This window comes from Enterobacter sp. GER_MD16_1505_Eko_090, assembly GCF_003331015.1.
Classification (GTDB): Bacteria; Pseudomonadota; Gammaproteobacteria; order Enterobacterales; family Enterobacteriaceae; genus Enterobacter; species Enterobacter roggenkampii.
Window position 1 is genome coordinate 438114 of sequence record NZ_PUQF01000001.1, and the last position, 15245, is coordinate 453358.

The following is a 15245-nucleotide window of genomic DNA, read 5'->3' on the forward strand; positions in this document are numbered from 1 at the left end:
CAAAAGTTAATTACTTTCATGCGCAGTGAGGAGTGAATATTCATGAAACAAACCGTTTATACCGCCAGTCCTGAAAGCCAGCAGATCCACGTCTGGCGCTTAAATACCGAAGGGACACTCACGCTGGTTCAGGTTGTTGATGTGCCAGGCCAGGTACAGCCGATGGTCATCAGCCCGGATAAACGTTTCTTGTACGTGGGTGTGCGCCCGGAGTTTCGCGTGCTGGCCTATCGCATCTCTCCGGACGACGGCGCGCTGACTTACACTGCCGAAGCGCCGCTGCCGGGCAGTCCAACCCATATCTCAACCGATCGTAAAGGCAACTTTGTCTTCAGCGGCTCGTATAATGCGGGCTGCGTCAGCGTAACGCGTCTGGAAGATGGCATTCCGGTCGAAACCGTGGATGTGGTGGAAGGGCTGGAAGGCTGCCACTCGGCGAATATCTCTCCGGATAACCGCACGCTGTGGGTGCCTGCCCTGAAGCAGGATCGTATCTGCCTGTTCACCCTGAGCGACGATGGTCACCTGGTGGCGCAGAATCCGGCTGAAGTCACGACGGTCGAAGGCGCGGGCCCGCGTCATATGGTCTTCCATCCGAACCAGCAGTACGCCTACGTGGTCAACGAACTGAACAGCTCCGTGGACGTATGGGAGCTGAAAGATCCAAACGGTCAGATTGAGTGCGTGCAGACGCTGGACATGATGCAGTCTGATTTCTCCGACACCCGCTGGGCGGCGGATATTCACATTACGCCAAATGGCCGCCATCTGTACGCCTGTGACCGCACCTCCAGCCTGATCACCGTGTTTAGCGTTTCTGAAGACGGCAGCGTGCTGGCGATTGAAGGCTTCCAGCCGACGGAAACCCAGCCGCGCGGCTTTAATATCGATCACAGCGGCAAATACCTGATTGCGGCGGGGCAGAAATCCCACCATATCGCGCTGTATGAAATCAAAGGCGAGCAGGGGCTGCTGGAAGAGAAAGGGCGCTACGCCGTAGGCCAGGGGCCGATGTGGGTGGTGGTTAACGCTCACTAAGCGGCTTAAAACAAAAAACCTCGCGAATGCGAGGTTTTTTTATGCCCGGTGGCAGTGCGTTTACCGGGCTTACATAACCTGTAGGCCGGGTAAGGCAAAGCCGCCACCCGGCAAAAGGACAGCTTACTGCTTCGGCTCAGCAACCACTTTGCTACCCAGACCGCGGTTGTTGTACTCCCACATGCGGTTGAAGCTAGCGTCGTTCAGGTTGCGCTGCACGTTCCCTTTATCGTCCACCGCACCGGTATTGCCGGAGAACGGACGTTTAGAGATCGCCGCATCCGCCCACGGCTTCGCCATGTTGAAGCCTTCGTTGATCACGCTGTCGCGGATCACAACCTGACCGTTGGTCGCCGCGTCCACGTCCAGGGAGCGTCCCAGCTGCGCCACGCCGTCACCGGCAGCGTTAAAGCGGCTGTTCACGGCCAGGAAGCCGAAGAAGAGGTTCGACGGGGTTGCCGGAGCAAACACGTAACCTTCCTGCTGGGTACGTGAGTTCACCACGCGGAAATCGGTGTTATCAAATACCACCGCGCCGCGGCCGGAGACCAGATCCACGTCACCTTCAACGTAGCTGTTGGTTACCAGCGTACGGGTCAGACGGTTATTCTGCAGGGTGTTCTGCACGCCGCTGTTGGTCACGAAGAAGGTGTTCTGACGACCCAGAATGTTGACGTTGTTAATCTGCACCTTATCGCCATCGCTGCGCAGCGCGACGGCCTGGTGGTTACCGGCGTCAACGCTGTCGCCCAGGGTATTCTGGATGGTCAGGTTCTGCAGCTGCAGACCGTTATTCTGGGACCAGAATACCGCTGAGCACATCACGCCAACGGTGGCGGAACGCTTGCTCTGGCAGTTATCAAACATGTACCACGCCGGTTTGCCCGGCATATATTTACCGGCCGGGTTCACCAGGTGACGCCAGGTGTTGCTGTCGATTTCAGAATCGATCGCCAGGCCAATTTTTACGTCGATTGCTTTTTCGCCCAGACCGTAAAGCGTAAGGCTGCCCGGTGCCGCCGGAACATACACGGTGCCTTCATATTCGCCTGGCAGGATCGCGATGTACTGGCGAGACGCGCTGTGTTTCGTGATGGCAGCATCTACCGCAGCCTGAATAGAGGTATGCGTTACGCCCTGCGCACCTGCCGGGCCAACCACGAAGTCAGGCTGTTTCGGCAGGTTAATCGAAGACGGGGTCCACGGCGCAGCGTTAGGATCCATCGACGAGAAGTAGTGCGCACGGTCGAAGTTCTTCGCTTCATCAGCGGACAAAATCGGGCGGGAGGCGGTACCGGGCGCGACCTGCTCAGAAGGGCGCTGATCCGGTGGGGTTGAACTGCATGCGGATAAGGTCACGCCAAAGGCGAGCGCTAACGCCAGACGGGAAATCCTGGAAATGTTCAAGGTGAAGCTCCTGGGTATGCAAGTCTTTACGGGATAGACGAAATAGCCTGCTTTTTTATACTAAGTTGAGCGAAACGGGAAGATAAAAAGGGTAAAAGTTGCATTTTTAGCCCTGGAGCGGCGGGTAAGTGATCACAAATAAATAACATTTTCCGCAAAGTCGGTTGACAGCAGACAACAGATGAAAATAAATGTCTATACAACCCATGACAAGTGGAAAGCCCATGCAGCAGATTCATCCTGACGATGTGATATGGCGAAATGCGCGACTGGCTACGATGGCGCCGGACGTCCGTGCGCCCTATGGACTGAAAGATCATCACGCCCTGGTTATACGGGGTCAAACTATCCTTGCCGTGATCCCTGAATCTGACATTCCGGCCGGACACACTCACTGTGTCGATCTTCAGGGTCGTCTGGTCACCCCGGGCCTGATTGACTGCCATACCCACCTGGTGTTTGGCGGCGATCGCGCGGCGGAGTGGGAGCAGCGTCTGAACGGTGTCTCTTATCAAACCATCAGCGCCCAGGGGGGCGGGATTAACGCGACCGTGACGGCGACGCGCAGCAGTTCACCCGAAACCCTGCTTAATCTGGCACAGCAGCGGCTTCAGCGTCTGATGAATGAAGGCGTGACCACGATTGAAATCAAATCGGGATACGGCCTCAATGCCGAGGCCGAAGAGAAAATGCTGCAGGTCGCACGCCAGCTGAGCCTCAATAATCCGATCGATATCAGCCCAACGCTGCTGGCGGCCCATGCCGTTCCGCCGGAATACCGACAGGATCCGGATGCCTACCTCACGCTGGTCTGCGATCAGATATTGCCCACGCTGTGGCAAAAAGAGTTGTTTGAAGCGGTCGACGTGTTCTGTGAAAACGTCGGCTTTACCCCGTCGCAAACCGAGCGCCTCTTCAAGGCGGCGACCGCGCTCGGTATTCCGGTGAAAGGGCACGTCGAGCAGCTGTCGAATCAGGGCGGTGCGGCGCTGGTCAGCCGGTATGAAGGACGCTCAGCCGATCATATCGAATATCTTGACGACGCAGGCGTTCAGGCGATGGCGCAAAGCGGCACGGTTGCGGTCCTGTTGCCCGGCGCGTTCTATTTTCTGCAGGAGCGCCAGCGTCCGCCGGTGGAACAGCTCAGAAAACACGGCGTGCCAATGGCGGTCGCCACCGACTATAACCCCGGCACCAGCCCGTTTGCCAGCCTGCACCTGGCGATGAACATGGCCTGCGTCCAGTTTGGCCTGACGCCCGAGGAAGCCTGGGCTGGCGTCACGCGCCATGCCGCGCAGGCGCTGGGCCGCGGGGAAACCCACGGACAGCTACGAGCCGGGTTTGTCGCTGATTTTATCGTCTGGGATGCGCATCATCCGGTAGAGATGGTCTACGAGCCGGGACGCAATCCGCTGTATCAACGTATTTTCCGTGGGGAGGCAGTATGAGGTTATGGCGGCCCGTCGCCGAAACGGTCTGGCAGGGGCGCGACGACAGCGCCGAGGCCAGCAACGCAACGCGTATTTTCCAGACGATACGGCAGCAGGGGGCGTTCACGCCGCTGGCATCCGGCATTGCGCTGATAGGCTTTGAATGTGATGCAGGGGTAAAACGCAATCAGGGCAGGCCCGGCGCCGTGCAGGCGCCTGATGTGCTGCGCAAGGCGCTGGCAAATATGGCAAGCCATCCGGGACACGAGCGGCTGGCGGATATGGGGTCGGTTTACGTTGAAGGTGACGACCTGGAAGCGGCACAGCAGGCGTTAAGCGATGCCGTGACAGCCTGCCAGCGCTCCGGGATGCGAACGCTGGTCTTTGGCGGCGGACACGAAACCGCGTGGGCGCACGGTCGCGGCGTGCTGGACGCCTTCCCGAACGAGCGGGTTGTCATTATCAACCTGGATGCCCATCTCGATCTGCGCAAGGCCGACCGGGCGACGTCCGGCACGCCGTTTCGCCAGCTGGCGCACTACTGCGATGAGCGCGGGCGGGCATTTCAGTACGCCTGCTTTGGCGTGAGCCGGGCGGCGAACACGCAGGCGCTGTGGGATGAGGCTGAACGCCTGAACGTCACGCTGGTGGAGGATCTCCATTTCAGGCGCGATGCGCTATCCGCGCTGGAAAAGGTGCTGGCCCAGGCCGATCGCGTCTACCTGACAATCGATCTGGACGTCCTGCCCGCCAGCGAAATGCCTGCCGTTTCCGCTCCGGCTGCGTTAGGCATACCGGCACTGGATCTCCTCCCCGTTATCGAACAAATCTGCCGTAGCGGTAAGCTACAGGCCGCCGATCTGGTAGAGTTTAACCCGCAGTTCGATCGGGACGGGCAGGGCGCAAAGCTTGCCGCCCGTCTGGCCTGGCAAATTGCTCACTGGTGGGCATAACACTATTCAAGGAGTCACGATGTTTTCACGCTCACCCCTGCCGCCGTCGAGCCCTCCCGCGCCTTTCTACGAAAAGGTGAAGCAGGCGATCAGCGAAAAAATCGCCACCGGCGTCTGGCGGCCGCACGACCGCATTCCCTCGGAGGCCGATCTGGTGGCGCAGTTTGGCTTTAGCCGGATGACCATCAACCGGGCGCTGCGCGAGCTGACCGACGAAGGGCTTCTGGTGCGCCTGCAGGGCGTCGGGACGTTTGTGGCGGAGCCGAAAGGGCAGTCCGCCCTGTTTGAAATCCGCAGCATTGCGGACGAGATTGCCGCGCGTAATCATCAGCACCGCTGTGAGGTGCTGGTGCTCGAAGAGACCCAGGCCAGCGCCGAGCAGGCGGTAGAGCTGAATGTTAAAGAAGGCAGCCGCATCTTCCACTCGGTGATGGTGCATTTTGAGAACGACATTCCGGTGCAGATTGAAGATCGCTGCGTGAACGCTGAACGGATACCGGACTATCTGAATCAGGATTACACCCAGACCACGCCGCACGCCTATCTCTCGCTCGTCGCACCGCTGACGGAAGGGGAGCACATTGTGGAAGCCGTGCGCGCCACGCCGCAGGAGTGCGAACGGCTGCGCATTAAAGAGCACGACCCGTGCCTGCTGATCCGCCGTCGAACCTGGTCCTCATCGCACATCGTGTCACATGCCCGGCTGCTTTTCCCGGGGAACCGTTACCGGCTGCAGGGCCACTTTATGTCATAAGTTTTATAAGCGTGATCGCTAACGCAATATAACAAAATTGTATCTTTTTTGTTAAATCTGACCTTGTGTGTGCTTGTCTATACAAGTATATCTAAATGCATCATCTGTCCCGTATAGGAGCACACAATGTCGTCAGGTAAATACCGCCAGCAGGACGTCCGCGCCGCGCGCGGCACCACCCTTACCGCCAAAAGCTGGCTCACCGAAGCCCCGCTGCGCATGTTGATGAACAACCTTGATCCTGAGGTGGCGGAAAACCCCCACGAGCTGGTGGTCTACGGCGGCATTGGCCGCGCCGCGCGCAACTGGGAATGCTATGACGCCATTGTTAAGGCACTGACCGAACTCGAAAACGACGAAACCCTGCTGGTGCAGTCCGGCAAGCCGGTTGGCGTGTTTAAAACCCACAAAAACGCCCCGCGCGTGCTGATCGCCAACTCTAACCTCGTGCCGCACTGGGCCACCTGGGAACACTTCAACGAACTCGACGCGAAAGGGCTGGCGATGTATGGCCAGATGACCGCCGGGAGCTGGATCTACATCGGCAGCCAGGGGATCGTGCAGGGCACCTACGAAACCTTCGTGGAGGCCGGTCGCCAGCACTACAACGGCTCGCTGAAAGGCCGCTGGGTATTGACCGCCGGTCTCGGCGGGATGGGCGGCGCGCAGCCGCTGGCCGCCACGCTGGCCGGCGCGTGTTCGCTGAACATTGAGTGCCAGCAGAGCCGCATTGATTTCCGACTGCGCACCCGTTACGTCGACGAACAGGCCGAGAATCTCGATGACGCGCTGGCGCGCATTAAAAAGTACACGTCCGAAGGCAAAGCGGCGTCGATTGCCCTGTGCGGCAACGCGGCGGACATTCTTCCTGAACTCGTCGCCCGCGGCGTGCGCCCGGATCTGGTCACCGACCAGACCAGCGCCCACGATCCGCTGCACGGCTACCTGCCGAAAGGCTGGTCGTGGGAAGACTATCAGCAAAAAGCGGAGACCGACCCGGAAGGCACGGTGCTTGCCGCGAAACGCTCCATGGCGGAACACGTCTCTGCGATGCTGGCCTTCAGCCAGATGGGCATTCCGACCTTTGACTACGGCAACAACATTCGCCAGATGGCGAAAGAGATGGGCGTGAGTAACGCCTTCGACTTCCCCGGCTTCGTCCCGGCCTATATCCGCCCGCTGTTCTGCCGCGGCATCGGACCGTTCCGCTGGGTTGCCCTGTCCGGCGACCCGGAGGATATCTACAAAACCGACGCCAAAGTGAAGGCGATCGTCGCGGATGACGAGCATCTTCACCACTGGCTGGACATGGCCCGCGAGCGCATTAACTTCCAGGGCCTGCCGGCGCGTATCTGCTGGGTAGGGCTGGAGTGGCGTCAAAAACTCGGCCTCGCCTTTAACGAAATGGTGCGCAGCGGTGAAGTCTCCGCGCCGATTGTGATTGGCCGCGACCACCTGGACTCCGGCTCCGTTGCCAGCCCGAACCGCGAAACCGAAGCCATGCGCGACGGCTCGGACGCGGTCTCCGACTGGCCATTGCTGAACGCCCTGCTGAATACCGCCAGCGGCGCGACCTGGGTGTCGCTGCACCACGGCGGCGGCGTGGGAATGGGCTTCTCCCAGCATTCCGGGATGGTCATCGTCTGCGACGGTACCGATGAAGCCGCCGCGCGTATCGCCCGCGTGCTCCACAACGACCCGGCCACCGGCGTGATGCGTCACGCGGATGCGGGTTACGAGATTGCCATTGACTGTGCCAAAGAGCAGGGACTTAACCTGCCGATGATCCCTGCCACACAAGGAAAGCATGAATGAACGCGTTAACACTCACTCCCGGCTCACTGACGCTCAAGCAGCTGCGTAACGTCTGGCGTCAGCCGGTCACCCTGTCGCTTGATGAAAGCGCCCACGCCGCCATTAACGACAGCGTGGCCTGCGTTGAAGCCATCGTTGCCGAAGGGCGCACGGCTTACGGGATTAATACCGGCTTTGGGCTGCTGGCGCAGACCCGCATCGCGACGCACGATCTGGAAAATCTGCAGCGTTCGCTGGTGCTGTCGCACGCGGCGGGCGTCGGTCAGCCGCTGGACGATGAGATTGTCCGTCTGATGATGGTGCTCAAAATCAACAGCCTGGCGCGCGGTTTCTCGGGCATTCGCCTGAGCGTGATTCAGGCGCTGATGGCGCTGGTGAATGCGGAGGTCTATCCGTGGATCCCGGCGAAGGGCTCCGTCGGTGCCTCCGGCGATCTCGCGCCGCTGGCGCACATGTCGCTGCTGCTGCTGGGCGAAGGCAAAGCGCGCTGGCAGGGCGAGTGGCTGCCTGCGAAAGAGGCGCTGAAAAAAGCCGGCTTAACGCCGATCACGCTGGCGGCGAAAGAGGGGCTGGCGTTGCTGAACGGCACTCAGGCATCGACCGCCTTCGCGCTGCGCGGCCTGTTTGAAGCGGAAGATCTGTTTGCCTCGGCGGTGGTGTGCGGTGCGCTGACCACCGAAGCGGTGCTGGGCTCGCGTCGCCCGTTCGATGCCCGCATCCACGAGGTGCGCGGTCAGCGGGGACAGATTGATGCCGCCGCGATGTACCGTCACGTGCTTACCGACACCAGCGAGATCGCGGAGTCACACCACAACTGTGAGAAGGTGCAGGATCCGTATTCCCTGCGCTGCCAGCCGCAGGTGATGGGCGCGTGCCTGACGCAGCTGCGCCAGGCGGCGGAGGTGCTGCTGGTGGAGGCCAACGCGGTGTCCGATAACCCGCTGGTGTTCGCCCAGGAAAACGAGGTGGTCTCCGGCGGTAATTTCCACGCCGAGCCGGTGGCAATGGCGGCGGATAATATCGCGCTGGCGATTGCCGAAGTCGGCGCGTTGTCCGAGCGCCGCATCGCGCTGATGATGGATAAACATATGTCCCAGCTGCCACCGTTCCTGGTGCGTAACGGCGGGGTCAACTCGGGCTTTATGATTGCTCAGGTGACGGCCGCAGCGCTGGCAAGCGAGAACAAGGCGCTGTCGCACCCGCACAGCGTGGACAGCCTGCCAACGTCTGCAAACCAGGAAGATCACGTTTCGATGGCACCGGCTGCCGGGCGTCGTCTGTGGGAGATGGCCTCCAACACCCGCGGCGTGCTGGCGGTGGAATGGCTGGCGGCAAGTCAGGGTATCGATCTGCGTGAAGGGCTTAAATCCAGCCCGCTGCTGGAGCAGGCGCGCCAGGTGCTGCGCGAGCACGTCACGCATTACGATGATGACCGCTTTTTTGCCCCGGATATTGATAAGGCGATGCAGCTTCTGGAAGAAGGGCGGCTGGTGGGGCTGTTACCTTCGGTGCTGTGATTTTTTTGCCCGGTGGCGCTGCGCTTACCGGGCCTACGAGTTCGAAATCCAGGCCGGGTAAGGCGTAGCCGCCACCCGGCTTTTTTTACGAATACATCGCCGTTATCGACGCGCTCCCCAGGGAATGGAAATGCACGTTAAACCCGACCATCGCGCCGCTCGCGCCTTCATCGACCTCAATTCTCTCCACGTCCAGCGCGTGCACCGTGAAGATATAGCGGTGGGTTTCCCCTTTTGGTGGCGCCGCGCCGCCGTAGCCCGCTTTACCGAAGTCAGTACGCGTCTGAATGGCACCTTCAGGCAGGGCAACCAGGTCTGAACCGGAACCCTGCGGCAGCACGCGCGTGTCGGCAGGCAGGTTCGCCACGATCCAGTGCCACCATCCGGAACCGGTTGGCGCATCCGGGTCATAGCAGGTCACGACAAAGCTTTTGGTGCCTGCCGGAACCTCGTCCCACGCCAGGTGCGGGGAGATGTTATCGCCCTGATACCCCATGCCGTTGAAAACGTGCCGTTCCGGCAGCTTTTCACCGTCGCGCAGATCTTTACTGATGATTTTCATACGGTTTACCCTCGTTGATCGCTCGTTCAGCAAGTGTAATGCATTGGGTTAAATCGTGAAATGCGCGGGAATGTTAACGGCTGTTACAACCGCGTCGGTTAATTTTCGAAGCTGCTCTGGCGTGATGCTGTACGGCGGCATCAGATAGATAAGCTTGCCGAAAGGCCGGACCCACACGCCCTGGTCCACGAAGAAGCGCTGCAGCGCCGCCATATTCACCGGATGGGTGGTTTCAATCACCCCGATGGCGCCCAGCACGCGCACGTCCGCCACGAAATTCGCGCCCGAGGCGGCGCTCAGCTCCGATTTCAGCTGCGCTTCTATCGCCGCAACCTGCGTCTGCCACTCGCCGCTCTCCAGAATCGCAAGGCTTTCACTCGCCACGGCGCAGGCCAGCGGGTTACCCATAAACGTCGGGCCGTGCATAAAGCAGCCGGCTTCACCGTCGCTGATGGTGTCGGCCACCTGGCGGGTCGTGAGCGTGGCGGAGAGCGTCATGGTGCCGCCGGTCAGCGCTTTACCGAGGCACAGAATATCCGGCGCGATACCCGCATGTTCGCAGGCAAACAGCTTGCCGGTGCGGCCAAAGCCGGTGGCGATCTCATCGGCAATCAGCAGAATGCCCTCGCGGTCGCACATCCTGCGAATACGCCTCAGCCATTCCGGATGGTACATCCGCATACCGCCCGCGCCCTGCACGATCGGTTCAAGAATGACGGCGGCGATCTCATGGCGATGTGCCGCCATCAGCCGCGCGAAGCCGACCATGTCCATCTCGTTCCACTCGCCGTCGAAGCGGCTCTGCGGCGCAGGGGCGAACAGGTTTTCCGGCAGATACCCCTTCCACAGGCTGTGCATGGAGTTATCCGGATCGCACACCGACATCGCCCCGAAGGTATCCCCGTGATAGCCGTTGCGGAAGGTGAGGAAACGCTGGCGCGTTTCGCCTTTAGCGTGCCAGTACTGCAGCGCCATTTTCATCGCCACTTCCACCGCCACGGAGCCGGAATCCGCCAGGAACACGCACTCCAGCGAGTCAGGCGTCATCGCCACCAGGCGACGGCATAAATCCACCGCGGGCTGGTGGGTGAGCCCGCCAAACATCACGTGCGACATCTGGTCAATCTGCGTCTTCATCGCCGCGTTCAGGCGCGGGTGGTTGTACCCGTGAATGGCCGCCCACCAGGAGGACATCCCGTCAACGAGCCGCTCGCCGCTGGCGAGGTGCAGCTCGCAGCCGTGGGCGGAGGCCACCGGATAGACGGGAAGGGGGCGGGTGGTGGAGGTGTAAGGGTGCCAGATATGCTGCTTGTCGAAGGCGAGATCGTCCTGGGTCATAATCGACTTGTAAACCATTTTGAAAAGTTTTAGGTTTACGAGTATAAACCGAACCGAAAATTAACAAAACCCTTTGGAGAAGCCCGATGGCTCACCACGCACGCTGGACGATGTCGCAAGTTACTGAATTATTCAACAAACCTTTCCTTGAGCTGATGTTCGAAGCCCAACAGGTGCATCGTCAGCACTTCGATCCCCGCCATGTTCAGGTCAGCACGCTGCTGTCGATCAAGACCGGCGCCTGCCCCGAAGACTGCAAATATTGCCCGCAGAGCGCGCGCTACAAAACCGGCCTGGAGTCAGAACGCCTGATGGAGGTCGAGCAGGTCCTCGACTCCGCGCGCAAGGCCAAAAACGCCGGTTCAACCCGCTTCTGCATGGGCGCGGCGTGGAAGAACCCGCACGATCGCGACATGCCGTACCTGGAGCAGATGGTGAAGGGCGTGAAGGAGATGGGCCTCGAAGCCTGCATGACCCTCGGCACGCTCAACGAGGAGCAGGCGCAGCGCCTCTCGGCGGCGGGGCTGGACTACTACAACCACAACCTCGACACCTCGCCGGAATTTTACGGCAACATCATCACCACGCGTACCTACCAGGAGCGTCTGGATACGCTGGATAAGGTGCGTGACGCGGGGATCAAGGTCTGCTCCGGCGGCATCGTGGGCTTAGGCGAGACGGTGAAAGACCGCGCGGGCCTCCTGCTGCAGCTGGCGAACCTGCCGACCCCGCCGGAAAGCGTGCCGATCAACATGCTGGTGAAGGTTAAGGGCACGCCGCTGGCGGATAACGAGGACGTGGATGCGTTTGATTTTATCCGCACCATCGCGGTGGCGCGCATCATGATGCCGACGTCTTACGTTCGCCTCTCAGCGGGCCGCGAGCAGATGAACGAGCAGACCCAGGCGATGTGCTTTATGGCCGGAGCCAACTCCATCTTCTACGGCTGCAAGCTGCTGACCACGCCGAACCCGGAAGAGGACAAAGACGTTCAGCTGTTCCGCAAGCTGGGGCTGAACCCGCACCAGACCGAGGTGCTGACGGGCGATAACGAGCAACAGCAGCAGCTGGAGCAGCAGATTTTTAACGCCGACACCGACCAGTTCTACAACGCGGCAGCTGTATGACCTGGCAGGCACGTATCAACTCTGCGCTCGACGAGCGTCGGGCGGCAAAGGCATTTCGCGTTCGCAGGGTGGTGGAAAACGGCGCGGGCCGTTTTCTTACCCGTGAAGGCCAGCAGTTCTGCAATTTCTCCAGCAACGACTATCTCGGGCTGAGCCAGCATCCGGCCATTATCCGCGCCTGGCAGCAGGGCGCGGAGCGGTTTGGCGTGGGCAGCGGCGGATCGGGACACGTCAGCGGATACACCACGGCGCATCAGGCGCTGGAAGAGGCGCTTGCCGACTGGCTGGGCTACCCGCGCGCGCTGCTGTTTATCTCTGGGTTTGCCGCCAACCAGGCGGTCATCACGGCCCTGATGGGCAAGGACGATCGCATTGTCGCCGACCGCCTGAGCCACGCCTCCCTGCTGGAGGCGGCAAATTTAAGCCCGGCGCAGCTGCGGCGTTTTGCCCATAACGATGCGGGGCAGCTTGCTGCGCTGCTGGATAAACCCTGCGACGGACAACAGCTGGCGGTCACGGAAGGGGTGTTCAGCATGGACGGCGACAGCGCGCCGCTTGCCGCGCTGCACGAGGCCGCAAAGCGGCAGCATGCCTGGCTGCTGGTGGACGATGCCCACGGCACTGGCGTGATGGGCGACGAAGGGCGCGGGAGCGCATACCAGCAAAACGTGAAGCCGGAGCTGTTGATTGTCACCTTCGGCAAAGGCTTTGGCGTCAGCGGGGCCGCCGTGCTGTGCAGCGAATCCGTCGCCGACTATCTGCTGCAGTTTGCCCGACACCTGATTTACAGCACCAGCATGCCCCCGGCGCAGGCCGTAGCGCTGTCGGCGTCGCTGGCGGTGATACGCAGCGCGGAAGGAGATGAGCGTCGCCAGCGGCTGGCAGAGCATATTGCGCGCTTCCGTCAGGGACTCGCGGCGCTGCCTTTCCACAGTCCCGACTCGCAGAGCGCTATCCAGCCGGTGATTGTCGGTGAAAATGCCCGCGCGCTGGCACTGGCACAGGCGCTGCGCCAGCGCGACATGTGGGTCACGGCCATCCGCCCGCCCACCGTCCCACCGGGCACGGCGCGGCTGCGCTTAACCCTGACGGCGGCGCATGAAGCACAGGATATTGAGACGTTGCTGGAGGCGCTCCATGATGCCGGTGAATAAGCAGGCCATCGCTGCCGCATTTGGCCGCGCCGCGCAGAGCTATTCGCAGCATGATGAGCTGCAGCGTCTGAGCGCGCAGGGGCTTCTGGCCGCCCTTGGCGAGAACGGTTTTCCACAGGTGCTGGACGCCGGGTGTGGTCCCGGCAGCAACAGCCGCTACTGGCGCGGGGCGGGAAGCCAGGTGACGGCTATCGATCTCTCAGCCCGGATGCTGGAAGAGGCACGCCAGCGGCAGGCGGCAGATCGTTATCTGCTGGCCGATATCGAGGCGATCCCGCTGGCGGACGCGCAGTTCGATCTGGTCTGGAGCCATCTGGCGGTTCAGTGGTGCAGCAGCCTGCCGCAGGCCCTGCGCGAGCTTTATCGCGTGGCGCGGCCGGGCGGGAAGGTGGCCTTTACCACCCTGCTGGAAAGTTCGCTGCCGGAGCTGAATCAGGCCTGGAAAGCGGTGGATGAACAGCCGCACGCTAACCGGTTTTTATCGCATGAGCAGGTGACGCAGGCGCTGGCAGGCTGGCGCTATCGCAGCACGGTGCAGACCATCACGCTCAATTTTAGCGATGCGTTCAGCGCCATGCGTTCGCTGAAGGGCATCGGCGCCACGCACCTGCATACCGGACGCGAGAAAAAACCGCTTACCCGGGGGCAGCTGCAGCGCCTTGAGCTGGCCTGGCCGCAGCAGCGGGGGCATTTCCCGCTCTCCTATCAACTTTTTCATGGGGTTATCGAACGTGACTGAACGTTATTTTGTCACCGGCACGGACACAGAAGTGGGCAAAACGGTTGCCAGCACGGCATTGCTGCAGGCGGCACGGCTGCTCGGGAAAAACACCGCCGGGTATAAGCCCGTGGCGTCCGGCAGCGAGATGACGGCGGAAGGGTTACGCAACACCGACGCGCTGGCGCTCCAGCGTAACAGCACGCGTGAACTCGCCTATTCTGCAGTGAATCCGTACACCTTTGCCGAGCCGACCTCGCCGCACATTATCAGCGCTGATGAAGGCCGTCCGATTGATTTCGCCGTGCTGTCCGCCGGATTGCGGACGCTGGAAAGACAGGCCGACTGGGTGCTGGTGGAAGGGGCCGGCGGCTGGTTTACGCCGCTTTCAGACACGCAGACGTTTGCTGACTGGGTGCAGGCCGAGCAGCTTCCGGTCATTCTTGTCGTCGGCGTCAAGCTGGGCTGCATCAATCACGCCATGTTGACCGCACAGGCCGTACAGCAGGCAGGGCTGCGTCTGGCGGGCTGGATAGCCAACGACGTGGTTGCGCCGGGTAAACGCCATCAGGCGTATCTGGCGACGCTCAGGCGCGTCCTTCCCGCGCCGTGCCTCGGGGAAATTCCCTGGCTGGCTGACGGCGCAGAAAATGCCGAAATCGGACGTTATCTCGATCTCAGCGTTTTGCTTCCCGCGACATCCAGTGAGCGATAAGCTCGTCATCCAGTTCGTTAACGTGGCCCTGCGCCACGTTACGCCCGCGATAGAGCAGACAGAAACGGTCCGCCACCCGGCGGATAAACGACAGCTGCTGCTCGGCTAACAGCACCGTCATCCCTAACTCCCGGTTTAAGCGCCCCAGCAGCTGCACCAGCTTCTGGGCAACGCTGTGCCCCGCGCCGTGCAGCGGTTCATCCAGGATCAGCAGGTGAGGGCGGTTCACCAGCGCATTAGCCAGCGCCAGCTGATACTGGTCGTCCGGAGAGAGCGTGTTGGCGCGGGTTCGTCGCAAGGCATAGAGCGCCGGGAACAGGTCGTAAACGTCATTTTTCGCCTCCGGGTTCGGTTTCCCCGTCGCCCGCATGGCGATATGCAGGTTCTCCTCAATCGTGAGCTGGGAGAAGATCCGCCTGTCCTGCGAGACATAGCCTATTCCCGGCCCGGAACGCTGTTCTGGCGGCGGATTGAGCAAATCGCGCGGCGGCGCGCCCGCCTCATACCAGATGATGCTGCCGCTTTCGACGGGCACTTTCCCGGCGATGCAATTCATGAGGGTGGTTTTCCCCATCCCCGGCAGGCCAACGACGCCTGTACACATCCCTTGCGGAAAATCTAAATCCACATTCCATAGCGTATGTTGACTTCCGTAAAACTGATTCACTGCACGCAGGCTCAACATCTTTCTCTCCTTAAAAATGTGTGTAGGTGTGG

14 protein-coding genes are annotated in these 15245 nt (G+C 61.0%); 10 read left to right on the forward strand and 4 right to left on the reverse strand.

The genetic code is table 11. The annotated features are described in order from the left end of the window. Positions 1-42 precede the first annotated feature (42 nt). Entirely contained in the window at positions 43-1038 is a 996-nt protein-coding gene (pgl, locus tag C6A40_RS02095) for a 6-phosphogluconolactonase (RefSeq protein ID WP_045336664.1), read from the forward strand. A 123-nt stretch (positions 1039-1161) separates the two neighbouring features. Here pgl and C6A40_RS02100 read toward each other — a convergent pair whose 3' ends face one another. Then, complete coding sequence (locus tag C6A40_RS02100; protein WP_045336666.1) at positions 1162-2445, reverse strand: putative acyl-CoA thioester hydrolase; 1284 nt, start codon at positions 2443-2445, stop codon at positions 1162-1164. Between the two features lie 224 nt (positions 2446-2669). On the opposite strand from C6A40_RS02100, the gene hutI reads away from it, so the two are divergent. The 5 genes from hutI (at position 2670) to hutH (ending at position 8914) form a co-directional block, all read left to right on the forward strand. Next, the gene (gene hutI, locus C6A40_RS02105; protein ID WP_045336668.1) at positions 2670-3893 is read left to right on the forward strand and encodes an imidazolonepropionase; all 1224 of its coding nucleotides are present in this window, start codon (positions 2670-2672) and stop codon (positions 3891-3893) included. Beyond that, complete coding sequence (gene hutG / locus C6A40_RS02110) at positions 3890-4828, forward strand: formimidoylglutamase (RefSeq protein ID WP_045336670.1); 939 nt, start codon at positions 3890-3892, stop codon at positions 4826-4828. The genes hutI and hutG overlap by 4 nt, the downstream gene beginning before the upstream one ends. Positions 4829-4847: 19 nt before the next feature. Further along, positions 4848-5582 carry a histidine utilization repressor gene (locus C6A40_RS02115; RefSeq protein ID WP_008501127.1) on the forward strand — a complete coding sequence of 245 codons (735 nt, stop codon included), beginning with the start codon at positions 4848-4850 and terminating at the stop codon, positions 5580-5582. Positions 5583-5708: 126 nt separating this feature from the next. Continuing rightward, positions 5709-7397 carry a urocanate hydratase gene (gene hutU / locus C6A40_RS02120; protein WP_114191228.1) on the forward strand — a complete coding sequence of 563 codons (1689 nt, stop codon included), beginning with the start codon at positions 5709-5711 and terminating at the stop codon, positions 7395-7397. Further along, the gene (gene hutH, locus C6A40_RS02125) at positions 7394-8914 is read left to right on the forward strand and encodes a histidine ammonia-lyase (RefSeq protein ID WP_023326936.1); all 1521 of its coding nucleotides are present in this window, start codon (positions 7394-7396) and stop codon (positions 8912-8914) included. Before hutU ends, hutH begins: the two co-directional genes overlap by 4 nt. A gap of 85 nt (positions 8915-8999) precedes the next feature. Here the strand turns inward: hutH and C6A40_RS02130 are convergent, their stop codons facing one another. Beyond that, the gene (locus C6A40_RS02130) at positions 9000-9476 is read right to left on the reverse strand and encodes a kinase inhibitor (protein WP_021240999.1); all 477 of its coding nucleotides are present in this window, start codon (positions 9474-9476) and stop codon (positions 9000-9002) included. 48 nt (positions 9477-9524) lie between these two features. Continuing rightward, a complete protein-coding gene (bioA, locus tag C6A40_RS02135; protein ID WP_072204953.1) occupies positions 9525-10814 on the reverse strand; it encodes an adenosylmethionine--8-amino-7-oxononanoate transaminase in 1290 nt (429 codons plus the stop codon). An 86-nt stretch (positions 10815-10900) separates the two neighbouring features. On the opposite strand from bioA, the gene bioB reads away from it, so the two are divergent. The 4 genes from bioB to bioD are packed head-to-tail and all read left to right on the forward strand — an operon-like array spanning position 10901 to position 14528. Further along, positions 10901-11941, forward strand: coding sequence for a biotin synthase BioB (bioB, locus tag C6A40_RS02140; protein ID WP_008501133.1), 1041 nt, complete (start codon positions 10901-10903; stop codon positions 11939-11941). Beyond that, positions 11938-13095: an 8-amino-7-oxononanoate synthase gene (bioF, locus tag C6A40_RS02145; protein ID WP_045336676.1), complete on the forward strand. Its 1158-nt coding sequence runs from the start codon at positions 11938-11940 to the stop codon at positions 13093-13095. The genes bioB and bioF overlap by 4 nt, the downstream gene beginning before the upstream one ends. Beyond that, positions 13079-13834, forward strand: coding sequence for a malonyl-ACP O-methyltransferase BioC (gene bioC / locus C6A40_RS02150; RefSeq protein ID WP_045336678.1), 756 nt, complete (start codon positions 13079-13081; stop codon positions 13832-13834). Before bioF ends, bioC begins: the two co-directional genes overlap by 17 nt. Beyond that, positions 13827-14528 carry a dethiobiotin synthase gene (bioD, locus tag C6A40_RS02155; protein ID WP_072204952.1) on the forward strand — a complete coding sequence of 234 codons (702 nt, stop codon included), beginning with the start codon at positions 13827-13829 and terminating at the stop codon, positions 14526-14528. The genes bioC and bioD overlap by 8 nt, the downstream gene beginning before the upstream one ends. Here the strand turns inward: bioD and C6A40_RS02160 are convergent. Continuing rightward, a complete protein-coding gene (locus C6A40_RS02160) occupies positions 14491-15213 on the reverse strand; it encodes an ABC transporter ATP-binding protein (RefSeq protein WP_008501137.1) in 723 nt (240 codons plus the stop codon). The two genes, bioD and C6A40_RS02160, sit on opposite strands and share 38 nt — an antisense overlap. Positions 15214-15245: the final 32 nt, after the last annotated feature.

Bases quoted from the DNA above. Each gene is read 5' to 3' on its own strand.
- bioB (WP_008501133.1), top strand. From the start codon at position 10,901: ATGGCTCACCACGCACGCTGGACGATGTCGCAAGTTACTGAATTATTC.
- hutU (WP_114191228.1), top strand. From the start codon at position 5,709: ATGTCGTCAGGTAAATACCGCCAGCAGGACGTCCGCGCCGCGCGCGGC.
- C6A40_RS02160 (WP_008501137.1), bottom strand. From the start codon at position 15,213: ATGTTGAGCCTGCGTGCAGTGAATCAGTTTTACGGAAGTCAACATACG.
- bioA (WP_072204953.1), bottom strand. From the start codon at position 10,814: ATGACCCAGGACGATCTCGCCTTCGACAAGCAGCATATCTGGCACCCT.
- pgl (WP_045336664.1), top strand. From the start codon at position 43: ATGAAACAAACCGTTTATACCGCCAGTCCTGAAAGCCAGCAGATCCAC.
- hutI (WP_045336668.1), top strand. From the start codon at position 2,670: ATGCAGCAGATTCATCCTGACGATGTGATATGGCGAAATGCGCGACTG.
- C6A40_RS02130 (WP_021240999.1), bottom strand. From the start codon at position 9,476: ATGAAAATCATCAGTAAAGATCTGCGCGACGGTGAAAAGCTGCCGGAA.
- bioF (WP_045336676.1), top strand. From the start codon at position 11,938: ATGACCTGGCAGGCACGTATCAACTCTGCGCTCGACGAGCGTCGGGCG.
- hutG (WP_045336670.1), top strand. From the start codon at position 3,890: ATGAGGTTATGGCGGCCCGTCGCCGAAACGGTCTGGCAGGGGCGCGAC.
- bioC (WP_045336678.1), top strand. From the start codon at position 13,079: ATGATGCCGGTGAATAAGCAGGCCATCGCTGCCGCATTTGGCCGCGCC.
- hutH (WP_023326936.1), top strand. From the start codon at position 7,394: ATGAACGCGTTAACACTCACTCCCGGCTCACTGACGCTCAAGCAGCTG.
- C6A40_RS02115 (WP_008501127.1), top strand. From the start codon at position 4,848: ATGTTTTCACGCTCACCCCTGCCGCCGTCGAGCCCTCCCGCGCCTTTC.